The 23,741-nt window shown below is 49.8% G+C and carries 26 protein-coding genes; 20 read left to right on the top strand and 6 right to left on the bottom strand.

Going from position 1 to position 23,741, the window contains the following annotated elements:
* Positions 1-125 precede the first annotated feature (125 nt).
* The 4 genes from racE (at position 126) to cbpB (ending at position 2,720) form a co-directional block, all read left to right on the top strand.
* On the top strand, positions 126-950 hold the full coding sequence (gene racE, locus BMX58_RS05845) for a glutamate racemase (RefSeq protein ID WP_068622931.1): 825 nt from the start codon (positions 126-128) through the stop codon (positions 948-950).
* 25 nt (positions 951-975) lie between these two features.
* Entirely contained in the window at positions 976-1,599 is a 624-nt protein-coding gene (locus BMX58_RS05850) for an XTP/dITP diphosphatase (protein ID WP_068622930.1), read from the top strand.
* Positions 1,600-2,118, top strand: a complete 519-nt coding sequence (locus BMX58_RS05855) for a metallophosphoesterase (RefSeq protein WP_084253900.1) — start codon at positions 1,600-1,602, stop codon at positions 2,116-2,118.
* A gap of 101 nt (positions 2,119-2,219) precedes the next feature.
* A complete protein-coding gene (gene cbpB / locus BMX58_RS05860; protein ID WP_068622929.1) occupies positions 2,220-2,720 on the top strand; it encodes a cyclic-di-AMP-binding protein CbpB in 501 nt (166 codons plus the stop codon).
* 92 nt (positions 2,721-2,812) lie between these two features.
* Here the strand turns inward: cbpB and BMX58_RS05865 are convergent, their stop codons facing one another.
* The gene (locus BMX58_RS05865) at positions 2,813-3,718 is read right to left on the bottom strand and encodes a mechanosensitive ion channel family protein (protein WP_068622928.1); all 906 of its coding nucleotides are present in this window, start codon (positions 3,716-3,718) and stop codon (positions 2,813-2,815) included.
* Positions 3,719-3,985: 267 nt separating this feature from the next.
* Between BMX58_RS05865 and BMX58_RS05870 the strand changes: the two genes are divergently transcribed.
* Together BMX58_RS05870 and BMX58_RS05875 are read left to right on the top strand one after the other, a co-directional pair.
* Entirely contained in the window at positions 3,986-4,450 is a 465-nt protein-coding gene (locus BMX58_RS05870; RefSeq protein ID WP_068622927.1) for a DUF948 domain-containing protein, read from the top strand.
* Positions 4,451-4,484: 34 nt separating this feature from the next.
* Positions 4,485-4,949: a YtxH domain-containing protein gene (locus tag BMX58_RS05875; protein WP_068622926.1), complete on the top strand. Its 465-nt coding sequence runs from the start codon at positions 4,485-4,487 to the stop codon at positions 4,947-4,949.
* A gap of 255 nt (positions 4,950-5,204) precedes the next feature.
* Here the strand turns inward: BMX58_RS05875 and BMX58_RS05880 are convergent, their stop codons facing one another.
* Positions 5,205-6,314: a M24 family metallopeptidase gene (locus BMX58_RS05880; RefSeq protein WP_068622925.1), complete on the bottom strand. Its 1,110-nt coding sequence runs from the start codon at positions 6,312-6,314 to the stop codon at positions 5,205-5,207.
* A 227-nt stretch (positions 6,315-6,541) separates the two neighbouring features.
* Between BMX58_RS05880 and ccpA the strand changes: the two genes are divergently transcribed.
* Positions 6,542-7,552: a catabolite control protein A gene (gene ccpA / locus BMX58_RS05885; protein ID WP_068622924.1), complete on the top strand. Its 1,011-nt coding sequence runs from the start codon at positions 6,542-6,544 to the stop codon at positions 7,550-7,552.
* Positions 7,553-7,820: 268 nt separating this feature from the next.
* Here the strand turns inward: ccpA and BMX58_RS05890 are convergent, their stop codons facing one another.
* Positions 7,821-10,571, bottom strand: coding sequence for a transglycosylase domain-containing protein (locus BMX58_RS05890; protein WP_068622923.1), 2,751 nt, complete (start codon positions 10,569-10,571; stop codon positions 7,821-7,823).
* A 140-nt stretch (positions 10,572-10,711) separates the two neighbouring features.
* Positions 10,712-11,692, bottom strand: coding sequence for an oxygen-dependent tRNA uridine(34) hydroxylase TrhO (gene trhO, locus BMX58_RS05895; RefSeq protein ID WP_068622922.1), 981 nt, complete (start codon positions 11,690-11,692; stop codon positions 10,712-10,714).
* Positions 11,693-11,863: 171 nt separating this feature from the next.
* Here trhO and BMX58_RS05900 point away from each other — a divergent pair, with 171 nt between their 5' ends.
* Positions 11,864-12,775, top strand: a complete 912-nt coding sequence (locus tag BMX58_RS05900) for a diacylglycerol/lipid kinase family protein (protein WP_068622958.1) — start codon at positions 11,864-11,866, stop codon at positions 12,773-12,775.
* A 168-nt stretch (positions 12,776-12,943) separates the two neighbouring features.
* On the opposite strand, the gene BMX58_RS05905 is transcribed toward BMX58_RS05900, so the two are convergent.
* Positions 12,944-14,752: a M3 family oligoendopeptidase gene (locus BMX58_RS05905; protein WP_068622921.1), complete on the bottom strand. Its 1,809-nt coding sequence runs from the start codon at positions 14,750-14,752 to the stop codon at positions 12,944-12,946.
* A 111-nt stretch (positions 14,753-14,863) separates the two neighbouring features.
* Here BMX58_RS05905 and BMX58_RS05910 point away from each other — a divergent pair, with 111 nt between their 5' ends.
* From BMX58_RS05910 to BMX58_RS05925, 4 genes are all read left to right on the top strand, one after another.
* Entirely contained in the window at positions 14,864-15,361 is a 498-nt protein-coding gene (locus BMX58_RS05910; protein ID WP_068622920.1) for a VanZ family protein, read from the top strand.
* Positions 15,362-15,427: 66 nt separating this feature from the next.
* On the top strand, positions 15,428-16,162 hold the full coding sequence (locus BMX58_RS05915; RefSeq protein ID WP_068622919.1) for a YebC/PmpR family DNA-binding transcriptional regulator: 735 nt from the start codon (positions 15,428-15,430) through the stop codon (positions 16,160-16,162).
* Between the two features lie 238 nt (positions 16,163-16,400).
* Positions 16,401-16,910 (top strand): DJ-1/PfpI family protein, encoded by a 510-nt coding sequence (locus BMX58_RS05920; RefSeq protein WP_068622918.1) that lies wholly within the window; start codon positions 16,401-16,403, stop codon positions 16,908-16,910.
* Positions 16,911-16,952: 42 nt separating this feature from the next.
* The gene (locus tag BMX58_RS05925) at positions 16,953-17,249 is read left to right on the top strand and encodes a hypothetical protein (RefSeq protein WP_068622917.1); all 297 of its coding nucleotides are present in this window, start codon (positions 16,953-16,955) and stop codon (positions 17,247-17,249) included.
* 91 nt (positions 17,250-17,340) lie between these two features.
* Here the strand turns inward: BMX58_RS05925 and BMX58_RS05930 are convergent, their stop codons facing one another.
* Positions 17,341-18,231, bottom strand: a complete 891-nt coding sequence (locus BMX58_RS05930; protein ID WP_239420550.1) for a YitT family protein — start codon at positions 18,229-18,231, stop codon at positions 17,341-17,343.
* 163 nt (positions 18,232-18,394) lie between these two features.
* Here BMX58_RS05930 and comGA point away from each other — a divergent pair, with 163 nt between their 5' ends.
* The 8 genes from comGA to BMX58_RS05965 all read left to right on the top strand — a co-directional run bounded on the left by comGA (position 18,395) and on the right by BMX58_RS05965 (position 23,673).
* A complete protein-coding gene (comGA, locus tag BMX58_RS05935) occupies positions 18,395-19,438 on the top strand; it encodes a competence type IV pilus ATPase ComGA (RefSeq protein WP_068622916.1) in 1,044 nt (347 codons plus the stop codon).
* A complete protein-coding gene (comGB, locus tag BMX58_RS05940; protein WP_084253898.1) occupies positions 19,389-20,462 on the top strand; it encodes a competence type IV pilus assembly protein ComGB in 1,074 nt (357 codons plus the stop codon). The genes comGA and comGB overlap by 50 nt, the downstream gene beginning before the upstream one ends.
* A complete protein-coding gene (gene comGC, locus BMX58_RS05945; protein WP_068622914.1) occupies positions 20,463-20,798 on the top strand; it encodes a competence type IV pilus major pilin ComGC in 336 nt (111 codons plus the stop codon).
* Between the two features lie 14 nt (positions 20,799-20,812).
* Positions 20,813-21,256, top strand: coding sequence for a prepilin-type N-terminal cleavage/methylation domain-containing protein (locus BMX58_RS05950; RefSeq protein ID WP_068622913.1), 444 nt, complete (start codon positions 20,813-20,815; stop codon positions 21,254-21,256).
* On the top strand, positions 21,231-21,572 hold the full coding sequence (locus BMX58_RS14585) for a hypothetical protein (RefSeq protein WP_068622912.1): 342 nt from the start codon (positions 21,231-21,233) through the stop codon (positions 21,570-21,572). Before BMX58_RS05950 ends, BMX58_RS14585 begins: the two co-directional genes overlap by 26 nt.
* Positions 21,541-22,008, top strand: a complete 468-nt coding sequence (gene comGF, locus BMX58_RS05955; RefSeq protein WP_162268618.1) for a competence type IV pilus minor pilin ComGF — start codon at positions 21,541-21,543, stop codon at positions 22,006-22,008. The genes BMX58_RS14585 and comGF overlap by 32 nt, the downstream gene beginning before the upstream one ends.
* Before the next feature lie 40 nt (positions 22,009-22,048).
* Positions 22,049-22,378 (top strand): hypothetical protein, encoded by a 330-nt coding sequence (locus tag BMX58_RS05960; protein WP_068622910.1) that lies wholly within the window; start codon positions 22,049-22,051, stop codon positions 22,376-22,378.
* Between the two features lie 233 nt (positions 22,379-22,611).
* Positions 22,612-23,673 (top strand): M24 family metallopeptidase, encoded by a 1,062-nt coding sequence (locus BMX58_RS05965; RefSeq protein ID WP_068622909.1) that lies wholly within the window; start codon positions 22,612-22,614, stop codon positions 23,671-23,673.
* Positions 23,674-23,741 lie beyond the last annotated feature (68 nt).

Genomic DNA, 23,741 nt, shown 5'->3' on the forward strand with positions numbered 1-23,741 from the left:
AGAACCAATGGTTGCAACTTCCGCAAAAGTGAAGCATGTCAGCATGAAATTTGCCTCATTTTCACCAAATCGGTGCATCTTAAGGTAAAATAGAGGTATGAAAACAAAACAAAGGAAGTAACTGCATGAGTAAAAAAGCAATCGGTTTTATTGACTCGGGTGTCGGCGGGCTGACAGTCGTGAAACAGGCAATGAAACAACTTCCCAATGAATCGATTTATTACCTGGGTGATTCCGCCAGATGCCCCTATGGACCTAGGCCCAAAGAAGAAGTGATTCAATACACATGGGAAATGACACAGTTTTTGCTGAAAAAAGACATCAAGATGCTGGTGATCGCCTGCAACACAGCGACTGCCGCCGCTCTTGACATCATCCGTGAGCGGGTTGACATACCGGTCATCGGTGTCATCAACCCCGGCAGCCGCGCAGCCATCAAACATTCGAAAAACGAGCGCATTGCCGTGATCGGCACAAAAGGAACCATCAACAGCGATGTCTACAAAAAAACGATCAAGGACAAAGACAAGAACATCTCGGTCATCAGCATGAGCTGTCCCAAATTTGTGCCGCTTGTGGAAAGCAACCAATTCAATGGATCAATCGCCAAAAAAGTGGTCGCGGAAACGCTGCGACCCTTGCTGAAGGAGTCGATCGACACCTTGATTCTGGGCTGCACGCATTACCCGTTGCTGACGCCGCTGATCCAAAATGTGATGGGCCCCGAGGTGACGCTGATCGACTCCGGTGCCGAAACGGTCTCCGAAGTGAGCACCTTGCTGGATTACTTCCGTTTGGCGGAAAGTTCGCACAATAAAGCAGCCTCCGATTACCGTTTCTATACAACGGGTTCGCCGAAACTGTTTTCGGACATCGCAGAAAGCTGGCTCGGCAATGCCGGCTTTTCGGTGGAAAAAGTCGAATTGGCCCATTTGATTGAAAATAACTGAGTAAGATCGAGAAACGAGGGATACGATGAACACAAACAAAAAAAAGAAGATTGTCATTGCGACAAAAAACCCAGGGAAAGCAAAAGATTTTGCGGTCCTTTTCGAACCGAAAGGCTACGAAGTCGTGACCTTGCTGGACTATCCGGAAATAGAAGAGGTTGAGGAAACTGGCTATACGTTCGAAGCCAATGCCCGCAAAAAGGCAGAAACAATCGCTGCTCTATTGGGCATGACGGTTTTGGCGGACGATTCGGGCATTTGCATCGATGCCCTGGATGGACAGCCGGGTGTGTTTTCTGCTCGCTTTGCCGGGGAGCCGAAAAGCGATGCCGCCAACAACGCAAAGGTTCTCGCCATGCTTGGTGCCCAGAAGAATCCATCCCGCAAGGCGCACTTCCACTGTACTTTAGTGTTGGCGCATCCGGATCGGGAAAGTTTGGTTGTCGAAGGGGATGTCGCGGGTGAAATCGCGGAGTTTCCGAGCGGAGACAATGGATTCGGTTATGACCCGTTATTCTATTTGCCGCAATTAGGCAAGACGATGGCGGAATTGAGCGACATCGAGAAAAATCAGATCAGCCACCGTGCAAATGCCCTTAAGAATCTGGAAAAGAGTTGGGCAGCTTGGTTGGAAAAGGATGCGGACTAGATGATGAAGATACTGGTTGTCAGCGATAGCCACGGGAACAAAGAGATTCTGAACGAATTGGCTTCGCGCTATCTGAATAAGGTTGATCACTTCGTCCACTGCGGCGATTCGGAATTGAGCAGTGACGATCTGATCTGGGGAGTCATGTCCACGGTGAGGGGCAATTGCGATTATGATTATCAGTTTCCCGAAGCGTTGCGCTTCCAGGCCGGAAATCTGAATGTGTTGGTTGTCCACGGCCACCATCATTCCGTGAGGAGTTCCGTTGCCGGTTTGAAACGGGAGGCAGAGCAAGCAGGTGCTGTCCTGGTTTTTTACGGCCATACGCATATCGTCAAAGCGGAACAGGAGGATGGCATCATCTTCATCAATCCCGGAAGCATCAGTCAGCCGCGGGGCACGCTGATGGAAAAGACCTATTGTGTGGCGACTGTTGAGGGGCAAACCCTCACAGTGGCCTACTACAATGAACGGCATCAGAAAATGCCTGGAATGGAAAAACAATTTCAAATCTTTTGATCACATGCAAGGGGTTGACCGGACCGCATCGGCTCACACCCCGAGGCTTTTGCTGTTCGGACGCTTGCGGGATGGAAGACACCTTTTAGGAGGGCGTATTAATGATTAGTAGTGAAGTAGCCGGGCTGTTGCTCGACAATGATGCGTGCGGCGAACTGATGATCCATGCAGAAAATGTCGCCAACGTGCACTGCTCGAACAACTTGAACCATGCATTTCTTGTGTTGTCGCAAGTGAAGTATTCGGTCATCCCGGTATTGGATTCGAAGTCCCGTATCAAAGGGTTGATTTCGATACCGATGATCATCAAGGCCATCACGGAGATTGATGCGATCCGGTATGATCGTCTGGAAACGATCACGGTGGAAGAGGTGATGGACAAAACTGTCCAAACCATCCGCCCTTGGACGGACCTTGAGGATATCTTGAATGATCTGATCGACCACAATTTTTTGTGCGTTACGGAAGACGATGGCACATTCATCGGCATCATCACCCGTAAAGAAATTTTGACGAGGGTCAATCACTTGGCGCACAGCATCCACCGCATCTATAAACTGGAAAAGATAGCCGAGAAGGAAGAAGTGGCGGCCAAAAAATAGCCGGCGAGCCTCCGGTATCCGGTTCTTTTCAAAAAGACTAACAAAAGAGCTTCGCTGCCAAATCGTATCTTGGCGGCGAAGCTCTTTTTTGCCTAGGCTTTCGGTGCGGTGTAGGGCATGGCCGGAATCTGGATGCCAGCTTCCAACAATGCGGATCGGTAGCTTCCCAGAAACAAGTTCTGGATCGCGAATTGCTGGCCGTTCAATGTGTAGAACACAACCCGGTAGGCAAGCTGTCCGTTGCCTTTGTCGGTAATGCCCACAACATTGGGCCCTTTGACGATCTCCGGATGTTCAGGCACAAGCCGTTTATTCACGGCATGGATGACCTGATCGACTGTATCAAAATCGGTATCCGGAAAAATGAGGATATCGATCATCGCCCGCATGTCATTCCGGGACATATTGCTGATTGTCGTGATGGTATGGTTCGGCAAAAAATGCAGCGTCCCGTCGAAACTCTTGATCTGGGTCGTCCGCAACCCTACGTTCACGACGGTGCCATCGATGCCCCCGATGATGACGTGATCCCCGACATCGAATTGGGATTCCAGGATGATGAAGAATCCGTTGACGATGTCATTGATGAATTGCTGAGCCCCAAGTCCGATGGCCAGACCGGCAAGACCAGCACCGGCGACCAATGTCGCGATCGGCACGCCCATGATGGAAAGGATGCCGTAGATCAAAAAGAAAAACAAAATGTAGCGCAAGCCGTTTTCGGCTATTTTATGGATGGTTGTGGCGCGGTTTTGGGTGATATGCTTCGTCAATATTTGCTTTTCGAAGGTGCGGTGCAGCACGTAACTGGACAGTCGCTTTAAGGCAAAAAAGACGAGCAGCAAAAAAAGCAAGGTGATGCCTTTGGAAATGAATAGGCCCACGATTTCTTCCCAGGCGATGCTGTTCCACCATTTGACGAATATGTTCGGATTCGTCACTACCTCCTCTATCAAATCTTGCGCAAGAGCGCTGTCTTGCATGCTTGCATCAATCATTAAAATCCCTCATTTCTGAACAACTGCTTCCATTGTATCAAATTACCCAAGGTATGAAAATGAAGATAGGTTTACATTTTGTTGAAGAAAACATGTCTTTCCGGTTTGGGATTCGCGAAGGGTAAATCAGGTGGAACTTAAAGGGGTTTCAATAGCATATCAGAAATGACTATGGTATCATTTTATTATAAATAGTATAAATCTTATAAAAATTCGTACAATGCTTTGACAGCTGTCTGTATGAACGAGAAGGAGTGAGTACAAATAATGGGATATGGTGAAATTGCAGCTCTGATTGCTGCGCTAGCTTTTGCGGTATTGGTGGTTTTCATCATCTTGGCATTAAGGAAAGTCACGGACATCTTAGCCGAAGTCGAAAAAGTGACCCAGGAAGCGAACAAGAGCCTGGCAGTCATCACGAAGGACGTCGACCATCTTTCGATCGAAGTGGAAGGCTTGCTGAACAAGGCAAATACGTTGGTGGATGATCTGAACGGCAAAATCAGCAAGACGGATCCTTTATTCACCGCTATCGGCGATCTGGGTGTGACGGTCTCTGATGTGAACCAATCAACCAGAAATTTGGCTGTATCACTTAAAGGCGGAGGGAAGGGCGCAAAGGGAGTTGCAGGCTCCTCGACTGTCGGAAAGCTGGGAAGGACGGCAATGGCGATGGCCCGTCAGCGTCAATCCAAAAAAGAATCGAAGGACACGAAATTCAAAACATACTGAACAGGATACATAAAAGAAAAGGAGCTTGAGGATTATGACAAAAAATAAAGGCGGATTTGTATTGGGAGCGATCATCGGTGGGGCGGCTGCGGCTATTACCGCTTTGTTGTTTGCGCCGAAACCAGGCAAGGAGTTGCGCGATGAGATAACCGAGGAAGTTAACAATCTTCTCGATACGGCGCGCGATTATGCTGATATCGCAGTGGAAAAGGGCAACGAGTTCATGGACGTTGCCAAAGAAACGACGGAAGACATCAAAATCAATCTGAAGGATACAACATCCTCCATCAAAACACAATTCTCCGAAACAACCAAACATGTCGGAGATGACCTTAAGAAGGCAAAAGACGACATCAAAGAGAAAGCTGCCGACGTAAAAGAATTCGCCTCTGTGATTGCTGAGGAAGGCAAAGAAGAGGCCGCAGCCGTAACGGAAGAGAAGAAATCCGCGGTAGAAGAAAAGATTGAAGAGCTCAAGGACAGCGTGGAAGATCTCTGAACGCAAAGAGGCTGGGACTAAACTCCCAGTCTCTTTTTGTATCCGAACATAGTGTGCGTAAACGCGGGACAGAACGCAGCCCCTGGCTCCACTTCACGAACAATGCTCGAATGGCCTGCAGCCATTCTGCGCTTATTCGCTCCAGTGGTCCGGAGCTAAACGCGTTCTGTCCCGCTCTCTTTGCGTTGACATGCAAATGTGGCAACGGGCTGAACGCGTTTGCAGCCGGGGTGACCCACCGCACTCGTCACGGCTTTACCCGATCAGATTCGAATAAGCGCCGATATCAGTGGGGGTGTGCGTGAACGATTCGAATCCGTTGGCGTTCACAAAACCGCAATCTTCGATCCTGACCCCGACATCGCCTTCGATATAGATGCCAGGCTCAATGGAGAAGCACATGCCTACATTCAAGTTCATTTCATTGCCTTCCATGATGGACGGGTATTCATGGACACCTTGTCCCAAACCATGGCCCAAACGATGGTTGAAATAGCTTCCGTAACCGGCATCCGCAATGATGGTCCGCGCAACGGCATCCAGCTCGCTGGCTTTGATGCCGGGCTGAACCGCAGCCATCGCCTGATCATGGGCCGCCAACACCAGATCATAAATCTGTTTTTGATGCGCAGAAGGCTTATCGCCAAAGAAGAGGGTGCGTGTTACATCACTGGCGTAACCTGCGTGCATGGTCCCCAAATCGAACAGAACAAACTGGTTCTTCTTGAGTTTGGTGTCCCCAGGGATACCGTGCGGGCTGGCTGCATTTTCGCCAAACAATACCATCGTCGCGAAACTCATTTCAGATACGCCTCTTTTTTTCAGTTGATATTCGATTTCGGCTACGACTTCCATTTCGGTGATGCCCTCTTTGAGCGTTTTGGCGCCTATCTTGATGGCCTCATCCGCCCAGAAACCCGCCTGCTTCATGAAAGCCAGCTCCTGCTCGTCTTTGATCAGGCGCATTTCCTGAAGTGCAGCACTGATGTTGTGTTGGAAAGTTGCTGCAGGGAAACGGACACGCAAAGCTTCCATGCGTTCAACCGTCAAAAAATCTTTTTCGATGGACCAATCCGAAAGCGCGGTCTTGCGCTCCTTGATTTTGGCTGCGAGCACGTCCCAAGGATTTTGCGTGTCCATATAACTGAACACATCGAATTCTTTGGCGGTTTTCCGCGCATCGCCTTCTTCCAGTGCAGGGACAAACAGTAAAGGCTTCTCGTCCCGGAACAGAACAGCTGCCAAGATTCTCTCATGAGGGTCGCTCATGTATGAGGAAACATAAAATACATTTTTGGGATCGTTGAGAAAAACGATATCGATATCTTGTTCTTTCATCAAATTGATAATTTTATTAAGAGCCATTTTTAATAGCACACCTTCCTTTCTTTAGTATTATAGCATATAATTAGGGTTCGATTTTTGAATAATGCAATGTGAAATTTTCATGAAAACTTTTATAAAACGCTTGCATATATCATGAAACAATGGTAAATTCTTTATAAGCTTGTAAAACAATCAAGATTTACAACATTATGTTGAATGATGGTAAATAAAAAATTGAAATACAATTAGAGTTAGGAGCAACATAAATGGAAAAACAAACGATTACAATTTATGATGTCGCTCGCGAAGCAAACGTCTCAATGGCAACTGTTTCCCGTGTAGTGAACGGTAATCCCAACGTAAAGCCATCCACAAGGAAAAAGGTTTTGGAAGTCATCGAACGTTTGGATTACAGGCCGAATGCGGTTGCCCGCGGTCTGGCCAGCAAAAAAACAACGACAGTTGGGGTCATTGTCCCCGATGTCACGAACTTGTTCTTTGCATCTTTAGCGCGCGGAATCGATGATATCGCAACAATGTACAAATACAACATCATTTTGGCGAATTCCGATCAGAACGAACAAAAGGAAATTCAAGTTCTGAACACATTGCTTGCCAAACAAGTTGACGGCATCATCTACATGGGCAACAAAATCACCGACGAATTGCGCGCGGAATTTTCCCGCTCGAAAACGCCGGTTGTGTTGGCGGGCACAATCGATCCTGAGCAACAAGTGGGGAGCGTGAATATCGACTATATCGCGGCGACAGAAGAAGTTGTAGCCAACATGATCGCGAACGGAAAGCAAAAAATTGCTTTTGTTTCCGGAGCGCTCGCGAACCCGATCAATGGCCAGTACCGCTTGAAGGGCTACAAGAATGCTTTGGTCAATGCCAATATCGCATTTGACGAGTCGCTTGTCTTCGAATGCGAGCCGACGCTTCAAAATGGCGAGTTATTGGCCAGCCAACTACTTGAAGCAGGTGTGGATGCTGCTTATGTGGCTGGGGATGAACTTGCAATCGGATTGTTGAACGGCATCATCAATTCAGATGTCAATGTTCCCGAAGCGTTCGAAGTCACTGCCAGCAACAATTCCCGCATCACCGAAATGGCTCGTCCGAAGTTGACGTCCATCATGCTTCCGCTGTATGATATCGGTGCGGTTGCGATGCGTCTGCTGACCAAAATCATGAATAAGGAAGAGATTGACGAAAAATCAATCATCCTTCCTTACAAAATCGTCAACAGAGGAACGACATTAACTCAAAAGTAAACGGCCGTGAAAAAGCCATCAAGCTAAAAAAAGTCATGCATCCCCGTCGGGTGCATGGCTTTTTTCTGCGCTGAGCAAGATTTTTGGAACAGGAGCGGGCAAGTCAGCCGCAAACGGAAAGAGTCCGGGCATAGTTTGCGTAAACGCGGAACAGAACGCAGCCCCTGGCTCCACTTCACGAATAATGCTCGGATGGCTTACAGCCAGCCTGCGTTTGTCCGTTCCAGTGGTCGGGGGCTAAACGCGTTCTGTCCCGCTCTCTCTTGCGTCACTCGGCCGGGGTTGGTGTTTCATCAGCCGGTGGAGATTCCTCTTCTGTTGCCGTTTCTTCTTCAGCTGGTGTTTCTTCGTCGTCCGCCGTGGTGTTTTCAGCTTCCGTTTCTGCATCAGCGTCGGTTGCGTTGCTCCGGTTTGCCGAGGCAGCTGAAGCGTTGCGTTTCGCTGTGGCTTCAGCCAAATAGTTATCCCAGAAGTCTTCCAGATCCTTGTCGGTAGCGCCTGGAGAGAAGTAATAGGAGAGTTCTTTCGGCAATGCATCCGCTTTGAACAGATCGGTCCTTGTGCTGCCGTTAAGCGTGACGGACAATCCGTTCGCGAAGGACACGGTTCCGGCCAAAGTTCCGGTTTCGGCCAACACCGATTTTTCCACTATCCCTTCCGGCTGCTGATGCTTTTGATCGGTGCCGAGGATGTCCGGATTGATGCTGTAGATCTTGTTGGCGATCTGCGACCAATAATTCAAGTTTCGGCCGGTCGGAAGTCCTTGATTGTTCGGATCATAGAAGACGTGTTCGCCTTTGTAATTGTCATATCCCATCCAGGAGCTGAGGGTGACGGTAGGGGTGCTGGCGATGAACCAGATGTCACGGTTTGCCTCTGATGTGCCCGTCTTTCCTGCCCAATCGGCATTGAAGTTCAGATAATTGTTGATTGATCGTGCCGTGCCGTCCGTGATGACATCGCGGAGGATATCCAAAGTCAGATAGGCAGTCTGTTCCGAGAATACTTCTTCCGTTTCGGATTCATGCTGATAGACTACATTTCCATGTTTGTCCGTGATTGTTTCGATCAGATACGGAGAAACATGATCGCCGCCGGTCGCGAAAGTCGTGAAGGCACTCGTCTGTTCCAGCACGGTCGGGCCGTCGTTCGTTGCTCCGATAGCCAAGGATGGATTACCGTATTCCGATTCATCGATGGAGGTTATGCCCATCTTTTCGAGGTATTGCCCCGGATCCAGACCTTCGTCGTTCATGGCGACGTAGAGTTTGATTGTAGGGTTGTTTTTCGATTGATAGAGCGCCTGGCGAGCCGTCATGTATGAATTCGAAATTGTATCGCCGAAGTTGGTCGGTTCCCATAGCGAACCATCCGGCTGTTTGATGCTGATTTTTGTATCCGGCACCATTGATGCAGGATAGATGAAGTCTTGCTCGATTGCCGGTGCGTAGACCAACAGCGGCTTGATTGTTGAACCGGGCGAGCGGTTCGTGCTGAACACGTGATCGACTTGATTGACCGAGAAGTCCCGGCCCCCGATGAACCCGATGATTTTTCCGGTTTGGTTTTCGATCAGGACACTGCCGGTTTGGGCGAGCTCGGTGACTTCCTGCGTCACGCCATCCGCATCAACGTATGTATCCACATAGGTGTCCCCTAAAGTGTAACCGTAATCGGCAGCGACTTCCTGCATGCCGTTGTAGATATCTTTGTCGATGGTGCTGTATATGTTATAGCCTGAAAGCCGCAACTGGTTGTCCGCATTCGCATAGTATTCGTTGTACAATTCGATATCCGCTTCAATATCGTCCATCGAAAGGTCGTTTGCGGCTGCCGCCTGTTCCATCAGCACCAGAATTGCTTCGCGTTCGACTGCTTGGTATAGGTAGCTGTTCCGATCCTCCTGTGTGACATGGGCAGGCACGAAATCCTGAGTGATGTCATAGGCGACCGCGGCATCATACTCATCCTTGGTTATGTAGCCTTCGCTGAGCATCCGGAAGAGCACGGTATTCTTTCGGTTCAGCGCTGCGGTCAAATCTTCTTTTCTTTCACCGTACTGGGTGAAAGGGGTATAGGTATAGGGATTCTGCGGTATCCCTACCAAGAAAGCGGCCTGAGTCAACGAAACGTCAGCCGCATGCACGCCAAAAATGCCGTTCGCGGCTTCCTCTATGCCGGCGATATTGGAACCGCTGCTGTTTCGCCCGAAAGGAGAGACGTTCAAGTAAGCAGTCAGTATTTCGTCCTTCGTAAAGAAATTCTCAAGCCGCAGTGCCAATAAGATTTCATTGGCTTTGCGGGAAAAAGTCACTTCGTTCGTCAATATCTGCTGTTTGACGAGTTGCTGCGTCAATGTGGAACCGCCGGATTGGCTGCCGAAACCGGTCAGCTCGGTCACCAATGCCCGCAGTATAGCCTTGGGTACGATGCCGTTATGATCGTAGAAATTTTCATCTTCCGTTGCGATAAGGGCTTCTTTGATGAGCGGCGAAATGCTTTCCGAGCCCACGGTCGTTCTGACCAGATCGGTGCGGATCTCCGAAATGGCTTCATTGTTGGCGTAGTACATGGTGGAAACAAGCTCAACGTTCGCGATGTCTTCGGCCATGCTTTCGTAAGAAGGCGGAGACTCTTTAGAAATCAAGTTGGCGAAATAGCCCAAGCCCGCGCCACCGCCAAAGATCCCTAGCAAAAGAACCAAAAGCACAATTCCGGTCAAAATATTCCGGATCACCCCGACAAATACATTGAAACCAAAAGCTCCTTTGGACAGAAGCGGCTTCAAGTTTGTTTCGGTTTCCAGTCTAACCCGCATTTTTCGCCAGGACAGCCTGCCTTGGTCCATCCGTTTGTGGGTCCTTTGTTCCCAAAGCAAGGCTTTTTCTTTCGTGTTCATGGCATTTTCTTTCGTGAAAATCCGCTGGAGGCTGCCATATATCGATTGCCCAAGACCTCTGAAGAATGCACCGGTCTTTTTCAGCCATTTTCCCGCTTTAATTCCATCTGGATTATTCATATATTCCCTCTTTCCTTTTCAGGTGGTCGCTTACTAGTATAACAAAAAAGCTTTCCGCTGACTATTCCATAGAACGAACACCCTCCAAGTCGGAGAGGGCAAAAAAATCAGCAAGGATACCTCCCTTGCTGATTTTTTTGTTATGCAAGCGATGCGGCGGAATTTACGACCGGCTCTGCGATGGCTGCTAAACGTGCGGCTACATCCGCAGGAGACAGGTTATTGCGTTGGACGTAATAATTGGGTTCATGGATGCGGCATCCATGCGAGCAACTGCGCATATACTTGTGCTCGTTCTCTTCCGAACATAGCATTCTGCGGTTGCAGCTCGGGTTCGCGCAGTTCACGTAGCGTTCGCAAGGCGTGCCGTCGAACCAGTCTTTTCCCACAACGACATGTTCGATGCGGTTGATGTCGACGCCGATACGCTCATCAAACACATACATTTTCCCATCCCACAAATCGCCTTTGACGGTTTCGTCCTTGCCGTAGGTTGCGATGCCGCCGTGCAGTTGACCGACATCTTTGAAGCCTTCTTTCACCAGCCAACCCGAGAATTTCTCGCAGCGGATTCCGCCTGTGCAGTAGGTTACAACGCGCTTATCCATGAATTTTTCCTTATTGTCGCGGATCCATTGCGGTAATTCCCTGAAGTTCCGGATATCCGGACGGACAGCTCCGCGGAAATGGCCGAGGTCGAATTCGTAATCATTGCGCGCATCGATGACGACTGTATTTTCGTCAAGGATAGCTTCGCGGAACGCTTCTGGAGATAGGTATTCACCCGTGACCTCATTCGGGTTGAGGTCATTGCCGCCCAAGTGCAAGGAGACGATTTCCGGACGATAACGGACAAACATTTTTTTGAAGGCATGGCCATCCGTTTCGTCAATTTTGTAAGTGATGTCGTTGAAACGTGGATCTGCATTCATATGATCGATGTATGCTTGCGTTTGTTCCGTCGTTCCCGAAACCGTCCCATTGATTCCCTCTGCCGCAACCAAAATTCTTCCCTTTAAACCGATTTTTTTGCAGAACTGTAGGTGTTGTTGTGCAAATATTTCTGCGTCCTCTACTGGTGTGTATTTATAATAGAGTAGGACACGATATTCTTTTGTCATACTGCTCCCCCTATGTCATTGTGTTTTGATTCGAACGTTATGGAATTATACACATTTTGTAAGCAGAAAGCCAAGGATATGCTCAAAATAGGAAATAGGGCAACTTGCTTCGTGCTGGAGGGCCATCCGTGCTACACTATCGGGGAAAAAGAACGAAAGCGAGGGAATGTGATGGGAGACTGTACACTGATCGTGAATCCGTCTTCAGGCGGCGAAAAAGCACCGGAGTATCTGGAGCAAATGACGGAACAGTTGCGCAAACTGTTTGGTCAAATCAACGTCAAGGAAACCGAAAAACAGGGAGATGCCATCCGTTTCGCCTACGAGTCGGCAAACCAAGGACATCAGGCGGTCTTTTGCATGGGCGGCGATGGCACTGTTAACGAAACAATCAATGGTTTGGCTGCTGCAGGGGGAAAAGCGGCTTTCGGGTTCATCCCTTTGGGCACCGTCAATGACCTTGCAAGAGCAATCAGCATCCCTTTGGACCCCGTGGAGGCTATCCGCATGTTGGGCTCCGCTGTCTTGGTCGATCTCGACATAGGCAAGGTCAACGACCGCCATTTTGTGTCGAATGTGGCTGCAGGCGCGATACCCGAAGCGGTCGGAGCGGTCAGCATTGAGAAAAAAACGAAGTATGGCCCTCTGGCCTATTTCATCGAAGGGGGAAAGGCGCTGGCTGACCAGACCGTGCATCGCTTCCGGATCACAGTCGACGGGGAGACCTTTACCCAGGAATCGCCGCTCCTTTTGATCGCGCTCACGAATTCGCTCGCCAGCTTCGAAAGCTTCATGCCGGAGGCGCAGGTTGATGACGGCAAGATGCGTCTGGTCGTCTTAAAAGAGTCCAGTCTGCTTGATTCGCTCACACTTTTGGCGCAGGTGCTCAGGGGTGAAATCAAAGCTTCCGAAAGCGTCATTTATCGATCGTTCAAGCGGGCCACCATTGGTTTGGAGGATGGCGATAGCCTGATCACCAATGTGGACGGGGACGAAGGGCCGGCATTTCCGCTCGAAATAGCGATACTGCCTTCCTTCCTCAAAGTTTATGCACCGGCTCCACTTCACGAACAACGAGGCTGAGAGATAAATCAAATTTTGGTTGAAAATAGCTGAACAGTAAAAATAGAAATCGCATGAAATCAACGTTTGTAAGCTTGATTTCATGCGATTTTTTCTTTTTTTAAGACTTTTGTCCCAGTCTCATCCGCTCCGGTGGTCCGGCGCTAAACACGTTCTGTCCCGCTCTCTTCAGATATATTTTTCGGTCAGACGCAAAAATTCTGCAACGTCTTCAGCCATGATCTCCAATCCTTGGTTCCAGAATTCGAGCTGGGTGATGTCGGCGCCAAGATGCTTCAGCACAAGGTCTTCCGTCGTCATCGAGCCGGTATCCCGCAGGAGGGAAATGTAGGTTTCTTCGAAGTTGCCGCTCTGCTGCATCGACTGTGCATAAATGCCGAGACTGAAAAGGAAACCGAACGTGTAAGGGAAGTTGTAGAAGGGCACATCATCAATGAAAAAGTGCAGCTTGCTCGCCCAGAACAGGGGATGGTATTCACTTAAACTGTCCTGGTAAGCCTCTTTCTGGGCTGCCTCCATCAGTGCGGACAGACGATCCGCCGTGACGAAACCATTCATTCTTTCTGTGTAGAAGGATTTTTCGAAAATGTAACGGGCATGAATATTCAAAAACATAGCGGTCGCATTTTCCAGTTTTGTGTTCAAAAGCGCTATTTTTTCTTCGTCGCTGCTCGCTTCTTTGACCGTAGCCGCACTGATGATGGTCTCCGCAAAAGTTGATGCGGTTTCGGCAACGTTCATGGCGTAGCGCGTATTCAGATCAGGGAGGTCGCGCATCACATGGGAATGGAAAGCATGGCCCAATTCATGGGCCAGTGTGCTCATGTCGCTGGCTGAACCTGTAAAGGTCATGAAAATACGCGATTCCTTTGATTCGGGATAATCTTCGCAATATCCGCCGGGGCGTTTTCCGGAACGATTCTCGGCTTCGATCCACCGGTCCTTGACTGCATCCAAGGAAAAAGCGGCCAGTTTCGGACCGAATGATGTAAAGTGTCCGATGATGTAGTCTACGGCTTCGTCGAAGCTGAAGGTTTTTGATTTGAAATCACCGAGCGATACGGGAGCATCGACATCGTACCAAGCCAACTTGTCTTTGCCGATGAGAGCGGCTTTACGGTCCAGAAACGAGAGGAACGGCTGTTTGTAGGCGCTGATGGCCCGCCACATCGAGTCCAAAGTCTCGCGCTTGATGCGGTTGTAGCGCAGCGATTCCGCCAGGAAATCCTCATCCTGGTGCGCCTCAAAATCGGCCAGACGGAATCCCTGCAGATGATTCAGCGTATCGGCGAATGCCGGCGCAAGCGATCCCCAAGCTTTTTCCCATTCAACGAACAATCTTTTCCGGACATCCGGATCGGGATCGGCATACATCCGGTTCATCGCCTGGCCTGCCGACAGTTGGCTCAGGCTGCCGTCTGTTTCTTCGAAAGGAATCTTGACGAAGGATACGAGCGTATCGTAGTGCGCGCTCCAACCGTTGAAGCCATCGACACGCAGGTTCGCCAACAACGCCTCCTCCTTGTCGGACAAGAGCCGGCCGCCTTGCTGGCGCCATTCCGTGAGGGCGAATGCAAGTGGTGAAAAGTCCGGTTTTCGCAACAGCAAATCCCAATCGCCGGCATTGATGGCGGTTATTTTTTTCTTCAGAGTCGTTTGAATAATCGTTAATTTGCTGTACAATTGGATTATTCGCGCATGGATTGCGCTTGCATCCAAATCCGAGACGTCGGCTGATTGGACGCCGGTTATGAAGCTGTTGCATTGCATCAAGGCTTTGGCGAACACCTCTTCGCTATGCAGCAATTCCAGGAAAGCTGGATATTCCGGCTTATCGTGTTCGGGGTCCCAATCCTTCGCCGCGGTTTCAAAGTCATTCAATCCGGTTTGGATGGATATTATTTTTTCATGCAAGGCCGGTGAAGAACTGCCGCCCTCAAAAAAAGAGTCCAAATCCCAGGTTAGGCTATATTTCATACTGCTCATCCTCTCGATATCTGTGGTCTATCGTAAAATGCGATATTTTCATTATAGCAATCCCCGACAAAAATATGAAAAAGAATTCGTCTCATGAAAGGAAAAAGCCCTATGCAAAGAGAACAAAAAAGCAATTCATACCTGTTAGGAGCGGTCTTGATCATGGTCTATCTTTATTACCGCGCCACTTTCGAGCAAAATTTCTATGCGCTGCCGAACATCCTCGCAAATCTGCTCCAGTCGCAGCCGTTGTCCGGCCTGTTCGCTATGTTCACCTTCCAGTACGGCGAGCAGACGATCAGCATCGGGGCTTTGGGCTATTTCGGCTTTCTGGGATTTTTCGGAAGCAAAATCTGGTCATTCCTGATCTATTTCCTGCTGGCTTATCTGTGGTATGGCGGCCTTGCCGGGAAGCTGCGGGATGCCTTTACGCCCAGCACGGTGGCTTTACTGCTATCGGTGAGTTATGCTGCGGCAGACGAATTCCATCAATCGCTCGTGTCTCCGGCATTTGCGATGAAGGAAGATGTCATTTTGGCGGGCAGCGGCGCTATTTTGGCGGTGATCGCCGGCTGGTTCTTCCTGACTGCCAGAAAAGGAAGAAAGTGAATTGCCATGAGAGGCTACTTTTGATAAAATGATTGAGTAAATTAATAGATGAGAAGAGGGATCTGAATGTCAGGACATTCAAAATGGAGTAAAATCAGAGGCGCGAAAGGCGCTGCAGATCAAAAACGAGGTAAAATTTTCCAGAAATTATCGAAAGAAATCTATATGGCTGCAAAGAACAGCGGTCCGGATCCCTCATCTAACCCTAGCCTGCGCTTGATCATCGAAAAAGCCAAAGCGGCCAACATGCCGAACGACAACATCACCCGCGCCATCAAGAAAGCAACTTCAGCTGGAGAAGGCGAAAACTACGAAGAAATCACCTATGAAGGGTACGGCCCGAATGGTGTGGCTGTCCTTGTACATGCCTTGACCGACAACCGCAACCGTACTGCGACCAACATCAGAGTCGCATTCAACAAAAACGGCGGATCATTGGGCGAGTCCGGTTCCGTTAGCTATATGTTCGACCGCAAAGGCTACATCGCGATCGAACGTGAAGATTTGGAAGTGGACGAAGACACGATGCTGATGAGCGTATTGGAAGCCGGCGGTGAGGAATTGCAGACGAGCGATGAAGTGTTCGAAATTTATACAGATCCAGCCGATTTTGATGCTGTTTGCGAAGCGTTGAAAGCTGAAGGCTATGTGCTGGCTGAAGCGGAAGTCACGATGGTACCGCAAACTTTGTCGGCTATCGCTGCTGACAAAGAAACGCAATTCAGAACGATGCTGGAAAAATTGGAAGACGACGATGATGTCTCCGAAGTGTTCCACAACGCCGATCTGGACGAAGAATAGAATTCGACAGAGAATGAAAAAACGATTGTCCTCCGAGGCCCTTGGTGCGGAGAGCGATCGTTTTTTATTTTGATGGAAAGGGTCGCTCCGGTGTAATCGCTTTCTCGACGGGCTTGTAGTATAATTATAATGTAAATCAGATAGGCAGAGCCGATATTCGCCCGGGTTGTTCGTTCAAAAGTACAATTGCACACCAGCGAGAACTGCTCGGTCTAAACAATGAATGGGGGAACAGCATATGGCAAAGGTATTATTTGTGATTGCACCGGAAGACTTCCGCGACGAGGAATTGTTCATGACCCAGGAAGAAGTGGCAAAATGCGGGCATGAGATGTGGATCGCCAGCCACAAAACCGGGACATGCATGGGCGTCCATGGCGGAATCGCGCAGTCCGATCTTTTGGTCGAAGATGTCGATACAAACAGTTTTGATGGTGTGGTGTTCGTCGGTGGGAAGGGAAGCAGCGTTTTCTTCGACGATCCGCATGCCTGGATGTTGGCGCAAGCGATGAACGGCCAAGGCAAAATGGTTGCCGCCATCTGCATCGCTCCTGTCATTTTGGCCAATGCCGGTCTGCTGAAGAAAAAAAATGCGACGGTTTTCAATTCGGAAATTGCGGCCATCGAGGCCAAGGGGGCGGTCTATTCCGGGTCGGGCGTCACCGTCGACGGGAACCTCATCACCGCAAGCGGGCCGGATCAAGCGAAACAATTCGGCCAGGAAATTTGTGGATTTTTGTCGAAATAAACCGTCAGGAGTGTTGCGGGCGAAATGGAGGCGGCATGGAAGATGAAAGAGTTGAAAGCCAGAATCGATGTACTGATGGAACGGGATCCCGTCAGAATGCAGGAACTGGAAAGAATGTTCGGAATGCTGAAATTTGAACTGCTGGAAGCAAAAAAAGCAGTGGATCTGCAGGAAATCACACTTGCTGACGTGAAAGGCGAATGGATCAAAGACAATTCGGAGGAAAAGCTTGTTTCTATGCGTGAGGAAGAACGGAACCTTAAGATCGGCAAGTTGATCTATAGTGCTGCAGTGGAGAAAATGGACATCATGGAGAGAGTTGTTCTTTTGCTTTCCTGAAGCGGTATTGCGGTGAATCGAAGACACAAAGAACGGCAAGGGCAGATAAAATGGCCTTGCCGTTCTTTGCCGTCCTGGCGATTGTTTGCGGTCATTCCGACTGTTCGTCGAGGAAATCATTGATTTTCTGCTTGTATGATTCATCCGTTATAAGATAGGAAAAACCTTCGCCTACGACGCTTTGGGCTTCGCTGATCGTGAAGAAAGCTTTCGGGTCGATGGCCGTGACAATCCGGTTGAGCGGCATCAGTTGCTGCCTGTTGACGACGATCAACAGCACTTTTTTCTGGCGCTTGGAATAGTAGCCTTCCCCTTCCAAAAAAGTCATGCCGCGGCCGATTTTTTTATCGATCGCCTCCGCGATTTCCTGGTGTCGGTCCGAGATGATCAGCACCTGTTTCCTCGGATTGAATCCCTCCAGGATAAAGTCCAGCACCTTCGTCTGCACATAAAGATGCACGGCAGTCAAAACGACATTCTCCAACCCGATGACGAAGATGGAGGGGCCGACAACGAAAATATCCAACACAACAAGAGCAACGCTTGTGCTCCAACCGAGGTATTTATTGAAAATCAGGGCGATGATATCGGTCCCGGCCGTTGAGCCGCCAGCCTGCATGACGAGACCCAAACCGGTGCCGACCAAAAATCCGGAGCAGAGCGGCGCTAGAATGATTGTTTCCATCGGATACCGCCAAGCAGCCGTAAGGTGCAGGAACACCGACATCAATAAGGTAGCGAGAAGCGTCAGCCTCATGGTCGACTTCTCCAAAAAGCGGAATCCGACGATCAGGATGACGGCGTTCAGCAGGAAACTCGTCACAGCTACGGGAATATCCAATGTATAGAAGGCCAACAAACTTATACCAGTGACACCTCCTTCACCCAGGTGGTTTGCCACAGAAAACATATTGATGCCTATCGAGAAAAGAAATGTTCCGATCATGATCAAAAGAATGGATGAAGCCATGTTCTTTTTCAAAAAATTCACCTCTTCCTTTCCGAAATCGTCTTATGCTTGCGGATGGGGCCGCAAGTTGAATCAATATCACCTATTTTATAATAAGTTTCTCGTCGGAGAAAGAGCAGATGCATGGATTTTGCAGAAGCTATAAGTGACGGCAAAAAAGAAACGAGGTGATGATATGGAAGAAAAAGCTGAGAGCCTGTTGGCGGAGGCGATGCGGTTAGGTGTATCCGATATCCATCTGCTCCCTTACGAAGACCACTATGAACTCTTTTTTCGCGTGAGTACCGGATTGTCGAAAATATCCGCTTATTCCATCGAGAAAGGGGAACGGCTGATTTCCTACTTCAAATTTCTTTCGAACATGAACGTAGGGGAAAGGCGGAAACCCCAATCCGGAGCTGTCAGGTACCGCCTGGATGGCAGAAAGATAGAATTGAGGCTGTCGACAATCGCAAATTTCCGTTATCAAGAGTCGCTCGTTATCCGGATGCTCTACGCCAACCCGGCTTCCGATCCGGGATTGCATGCCTTCTTTCCGGAGCAGGAAAGGGCATTGCTGGACCTGTTGGACCACAAAAGTGGATTGGTGCTCTTTTCCGGACCTACCGGCTCCGGAAAAACGACCACCATCTATCATTTGCTGCGCAGAAAATACGCAGATGAACCTTTGCAGATCATTACGATGGAGGATCCGGTCGAAATCGAAGAACCGCTGTTTCTGCAGGCCGAAGTGAATGAGGCTGCGGGCATCACTTACGACCTGCTGATCCGCCAATGCCTGCGCCATCATCCGGACATCCTTGTGATAGGCGAAATCCGGGATGAGGAAACCGCCAAAATGGTTGTGAGGAGCGCCTTGACCGGGCATCTGGTGATCGCAACGATCCATGCCAAAGAGTCGTTCGGGGTATTGGAAAGGCTGCGGGAATTGGCGATTTCTTCCGAACAAATGAAGCAGACGCTGCTTGCGGTCGTCTCGCAACGGCTGGTCGCAAAATTTTGTCCGCTTTGCGCCGGCAAATGCACGATTCACTGCTCCCACTATCAGGTGAACGAAAAGTCAGCCGCCATCTACGAAATACTGGCGGGCAAGGAACTGCAGAACCATCTGCAGAATAAGGAGGATGGAAAGCGATTTGTTTCTTTGAACGACAAATTGCGTAAAGCCTATGCGTGTGGATATATTACGGAAAAGCACTACTTGGAGAATCTTGTCTGAAAAGCGTTGGCAAGCTAAAGAGCAGGCTTATTTTTTGAAGCGCTTGGGTGAATTGCTGCAGGAAGGCTTTTCTCTGTCCGAAGGGCTGTCTTTTCTGAAGATGATGCAGCCGAAACGTGCGGACGACATCCAGCGCATGCTTGCAAGACTGGAAACGGGCGTCAATTTGGCGGAGGCTTTGGCCGGGTGCGGTTTTTCGGAGCAGGTGGTTTCGCAGTTGCGGTTATCGTTCCTTCACGGAAAACTGACGGAAACGTTGCTGTTCTGTTCCGACTTTTTGGCCGAAAAGGACAAACAGTTGCAAAAGCTCAGAAAAGTTTTGATCTATCCGCTGTTTTTGCTCGTGTTCGCGAATGGCATGCTGATTGCGATCAGGCAGGTACTGCTCCCGAGCCTGGAGACGATGCTGCAGCCTGCAGAAGACGGGCCCGGCCGGATGGCCAGCATCACCCTGGCTTATTTGAAGAACCTGCCGCTCATTATCCTGGGGACTGCGGCTTTGGGGGCAAGTTTGTTTTTGCTGGCGAAAATGTATCTGAAGCGGAAATCCGCTTTCCGGCAATCATTGTTGTTCTGCAGGATTCCGCTCTTGAGCAGATGGGTCCAACTCTATTATTCCTTTTTCTTCTGCCGGGAATACGCCTATTTTTTCCGCAACGGGATGCAGTTGAATCAAATCGTTTCGCTGATGCGTGGAGACGAGGGGACGGCCTGGATGAAGGAAATATCCGGGTTGGTGGAGGAGGGGCTGACGCAGGGCGACAGCCTGACGACGATCATCAAACGTTATCCAATCTTCAAAGAGGAAATGGGTTGGATCATTTACCACGGCGAGCTCACCAGCCAGCTGCCGATCAAATTGAGCATGTACAGTGAAGAATGTTTCCGGCTGCTGATTGCTGACATTGAACAGAAAATCGGCTGGCTGCAGCCCGTCTTGTTCCTTATGGTCGCCATCATCGTAATGGCGATCTATCTGATATTGTTGATGCCGATGCTTAGTTCATTAGGAGGAATGTATTAAATGGAAACGATAAAAAAAACGCTGAAGAATAAGGAAGCCTTCACACTGATGGAAATGGTCCTCGTCCTGTTCATCATTTCGGTGCTGATGCTGATGATCATCCCGAATGTGGCGAACACGAAGGAAAGCGTGGAGGCGAAAGGGACCGATGCATTGGCGGTGGTCGTGCAGACCCAAGCGGATATGTACGAACTGGACACGGGGACGGAGGCGGCGAGCTTCACTGTCCTGAGCGACGAAGGATACATCAGCGCTAAACAATTGGCTGAGGCGAACGCCAAACTGACGATCAGCGCCGGTGAAGTGGGAACGATCACGCCTGCAACCACGCCGTGATGACGGCCTGACCGATGCGAAAGAGCGGATTCACTTTGTTCGAAAGCCTGTTGGTGCTGGCGATCGCTTCCCTGATTTTGCTGTTGACTCCACGACTGGACACCGCGATGGACGAATTCGCCTTCACTCTGTTTTTGGATGATTTCCTGACGGAGCTGCACACGGCGCAGAGCTATGCGGTCATCACCGGAAACGGCGTCAACATGGATGTCGCGCGTCCGATCGGTGCGACGCATTACGCTGTTTTCAAAGACGGAAGCGTTTCGGATCGGTACGCCAACCGCAAACTGCTGTTGCCTGAAGGCGCCAGGGTGATCCAAGGCTACACCGGATTCATCAAAGGGGGCAGCGGCTATCTTCAGCCAAACACTATCATCATGGAAACGGCCCGGTCTCGCTACACCATCACAATCCAACTGGGGAGCGGTCGTTATGAAATCAACAAAGCTGCACGATAGCAGCGGTTATATGCTTTTCGAAAGCCTGATTGCTTTGGCCTTGGTCAGTCTTTCCTTCTGCGTGCTGCTGCCGCATGCCGTTCAATTTTTTGCGGTATTAGAAGCGGCGGAAACGGAAGTAGCCTATTGGCGAGTCGCACAAGACCAAATGCGGGCTGTCGCCAAGGGCGGGAACCCTTTCGGGAGTCACGTTTCGGGAGGAATTACTTTCACCACAAGCTGGGATGCGGAAACAGCGCAGTTGGAAATCAGCGGAAATGCCGGCGCAGAAAGGGTGGTTGTCCATGGGAACGCAGACCAGACTGAAGACCGTTAGGAAGTCACAAGCAGGTTTTACCTTGTTCGAAGCGGTCTTAGCCCTGACCGTCAATACATTTGTGCTCTTGCTTGTGATGGGCGGACTTGAAGTGATCCGTACCGCCCAAACCCAAATGGAGAGGACCCAAGATGCGGAATGGCATCTTTTCCTGATCCAACTTGAGCATGAATGGGAGGATGAGTTGCTCGTCCAAAAGACGAGCACAGCCATCCGCACCAAGTCGCAGAATCCCGCCGACACGGCTGCCTATACTTACGAATTCCGGACCAACAAACTCCTCCGGTACAAAAATGGGAGCGGCTATCATCCGATGCTGATGCATGTCAAAGTGCTGAAATATGAGGTAACCAATGAAGGCGTTACTATCCAGGCTACACTTTCGGACAACCGGACCCGCAGAGCGCATATCCTTTTATCCAAAGCGCCAGCTTAAGGGTTGGCGTCCTGTTTCGTTAGGGGAGGGCGGATCCATCTTGCCGATCACGATATTCTACCTGTTCCTTTCGCAGCTGATGCTTTTCGGGATCATCCGGGTGTACGAGAACCAACTCTATCTGTACAGATTGACGGAAAACCATTATAAAGCCCAAACGCTGCTGGCCTACACCGACTACTGGCTTCGCGACCGGAACAAAGCCGCGACTCCGGAAAACCAAATCGTGCCGGCTGTCCTGTCTTTCGAAGAAGGAACCGTGCGGTGCTCGGTGGACGCGGGCGGGAAAGTCACTGCAACCGTGACGCTGCAAAACAACTACAGCGAAACGCAAGTAACGGAAATCTTCACGCAGGAACGGCCGGATTGAAGGGCCAGGAAGTGGCAAATACAGCAAAACGCGCAAACAAGCCGGAAATCTGCCGGTTTGGTTTGTGCGTTTTTTTCGGCTGCGTCCCGTATTGCAAGCGGAGGGAATGCCGGCTGTGAGCCGTGCATCTTTGACGGGCACGAATTCACCCCTATCTATGCCGGCTTTTTTTTGATATACTGGATAAGTATGTTTTCAAACAATCAGGATTTTTTTGGAAGGAAGTATGTGAAATGAGTAGAGTCTCAAAATTGCAGGCTGCCATCAAAGCCAAGAAGATGGATGCAATGCTGGTGACAAGTCAATATAACTTACGTTATGTTTCCAATTTTACGGGTACGACCGGTCTGGCGGTCATCACTCAAGAGGAAGCTTTTTTTGTGACCGACTTCCGTTATACCCAGCAAGCTGCTGCACAGGCGCAAAGTTTTCAGATCATTCAGAACAAAGGACCGATTTTTGATGAAGTCAAAAAAATCGTCGAGGGCAAGGGACTGGCATCGCTGGGCTTCGAAGACGCCGTCATGTCATTCCGCAGTGTCGAGGACTTGGAGGACTTGGTGACGTGCGATCTGCTTCCGGCTTCGGGCATCATCGAGGAATTGCGTGAAGTCAAAGACGCTGAAGAAATCAAGACCATCAGACGGGCCTGTGAGATAGCGGATGCCGGCTTCATGTTCATTCTTGAGCACATCCGTCCGGGGGTTTCGGAAATAGAAATCGCCAACCGCCTGGATTTCCACATGCGCGAATTGGGCGCGAGCGGTGTTTCTTTCGAAACGATAGTCGCCAGCGGCCTGCGTTCCGCCATGCCGCATGGTGTGGCGAGTCCCAAGCTGATCGAAAAAGGCGACTTCGTGACGCTGGATTTTGGTTGTTATTACAACGGCTATGTTTCGGATATGACCCGCACAGTTTCAGTGGGGCAACCCCACCCGGAATTGAAGAAAATCCACGGGATTGTGCTGGCTGCCCAGCTGCGCGTGAATGAGGCGGCAAAAGCCGGCATGACGGGCATCGAAGTCGACAGTGTCGCCCGCGATTACATTACTGAACAAGGTTATGGGGAAGCGTTCGGCCACTCCAATGGCCACGGAATCGGTTTGGAGATACACGAGGGACCGAACACATCGCAGAAAGCCGGGAAAGTGCTGGTGCCGGGAAATGTCATCACGAATGAACCAGGCATCTATCTTGCGGGGCTGGGCGGCGTACGGATCGAAGACGATCTTGTGATCAGGGAAAACGGCAATGAAATTCTGACACATTCGCCAAAAGAGCTGATAATTTTATAAAAAAATAGAATCCGCACTAAAATAATGGTAAACTTAGTTCAAATGAGCTGCCACAGGAGGAATTATTG

Origin of the sequence: Trichococcus ilyis (assembly GCF_900109135.1) — a bacterium.
Taxonomy (GTDB): Bacteria; Bacillota; Bacilli; order Lactobacillales; family Aerococcaceae; genus Trichococcus; species Trichococcus ilyis.

Excerpts from the sequence above, each read along its gene's own strand:
- BMX58_RS05890 (WP_068622923.1), bottom strand. The coding sequence starts at position 10,571 with ATGAATAATCCAGATGGAATTAAAGCGGGAAAATGGCTGAAAAAGACC.
- comGB (WP_084253898.1), top strand. The coding sequence starts at position 19,389 with ATGCGTGTGGATATATTACGGAAAAGCACTACTTGGAGAATCTTGTCT.
- BMX58_RS05920 (WP_068622918.1), top strand. The coding sequence starts at position 16,401 with ATGGCAAAGGTATTATTTGTGATTGCACCGGAAGACTTCCGCGACGAG.
- BMX58_RS05880 (WP_068622925.1), bottom strand. The coding sequence starts at position 6,314 with ATGGCTCTTAATAAAATTATCAATTTGATGAAAGAACAAGATATCGAT.
- BMX58_RS05855 (WP_084253900.1), top strand. The coding sequence starts at position 1,600 with ATGATGAAGATACTGGTTGTCAGCGATAGCCACGGGAACAAAGAGATT.
- BMX58_RS05900 (WP_068622958.1), top strand. The coding sequence starts at position 11,864 with ATGGGAGACTGTACACTGATCGTGAATCCGTCTTCAGGCGGCGAAAAA.
- racE (WP_068622931.1), top strand. The coding sequence starts at position 126 with ATGAGTAAAAAAGCAATCGGTTTTATTGACTCGGGTGTCGGCGGGCTG.
- cbpB (WP_068622929.1), top strand. The coding sequence starts at position 2,220 with ATGATTAGTAGTGAAGTAGCCGGGCTGTTGCTCGACAATGATGCGTGC.
- BMX58_RS05965 (WP_068622909.1), top strand. The coding sequence starts at position 22,612 with ATGAGTAGAGTCTCAAAATTGCAGGCTGCCATCAAAGCCAAGAAGATG.
- BMX58_RS05925 (WP_068622917.1), top strand. The coding sequence starts at position 16,953 with ATGAAAGAGTTGAAAGCCAGAATCGATGTACTGATGGAACGGGATCCC.
- comGA (WP_068622916.1), top strand. The coding sequence starts at position 18,395 with ATGGAAGAAAAAGCTGAGAGCCTGTTGGCGGAGGCGATGCGGTTAGGT.
- BMX58_RS05865 (WP_068622928.1), bottom strand. The coding sequence starts at position 3,718 with ATGATTGATGCAAGCATGCAAGACAGCGCTCTTGCGCAAGATTTGATA.
- BMX58_RS05915 (WP_068622919.1), top strand. The coding sequence starts at position 15,428 with ATGTCAGGACATTCAAAATGGAGTAAAATCAGAGGCGCGAAAGGCGCT.
- BMX58_RS05910 (WP_068622920.1), top strand. The coding sequence starts at position 14,864 with ATGCAAAGAGAACAAAAAAGCAATTCATACCTGTTAGGAGCGGTCTTG.
- ccpA (WP_068622924.1), top strand. The coding sequence starts at position 6,542 with ATGGAAAAACAAACGATTACAATTTATGATGTCGCTCGCGAAGCAAAC.
- trhO (WP_068622922.1), bottom strand. The coding sequence starts at position 11,692 with ATGACAAAAGAATATCGTGTCCTACTCTATTATAAATACACACCAGTA.
- comGC (WP_068622914.1), top strand. The coding sequence starts at position 20,463 with ATGGAAACGATAAAAAAAACGCTGAAGAATAAGGAAGCCTTCACACTG.
- BMX58_RS05875 (WP_068622926.1), top strand. The coding sequence starts at position 4,485 with ATGACAAAAAATAAAGGCGGATTTGTATTGGGAGCGATCATCGGTGGG.
- BMX58_RS05905 (WP_068622921.1), bottom strand. The coding sequence starts at position 14,752 with ATGAAATATAGCCTAACCTGGGATTTGGACTCTTTTTTTGAGGGCGGC.
- BMX58_RS05850 (WP_068622930.1), top strand. The coding sequence starts at position 976 with ATGAACACAAACAAAAAAAAGAAGATTGTCATTGCGACAAAAAACCCA.
- BMX58_RS05950 (WP_068622913.1), top strand. The coding sequence starts at position 20,813 with ATGCGAAAGAGCGGATTCACTTTGTTCGAAAGCCTGTTGGTGCTGGCG.
- BMX58_RS14585 (WP_068622912.1), top strand. The coding sequence starts at position 21,231 with ATGAAATCAACAAAGCTGCACGATAGCAGCGGTTATATGCTTTTCGAA.
- BMX58_RS05870 (WP_068622927.1), top strand. The coding sequence starts at position 3,986 with ATGGGATATGGTGAAATTGCAGCTCTGATTGCTGCGCTAGCTTTTGCG.
- comGF (WP_162268618.1), top strand. The coding sequence starts at position 21,541 with ATGGGAACGCAGACCAGACTGAAGACCGTTAGGAAGTCACAAGCAGGT.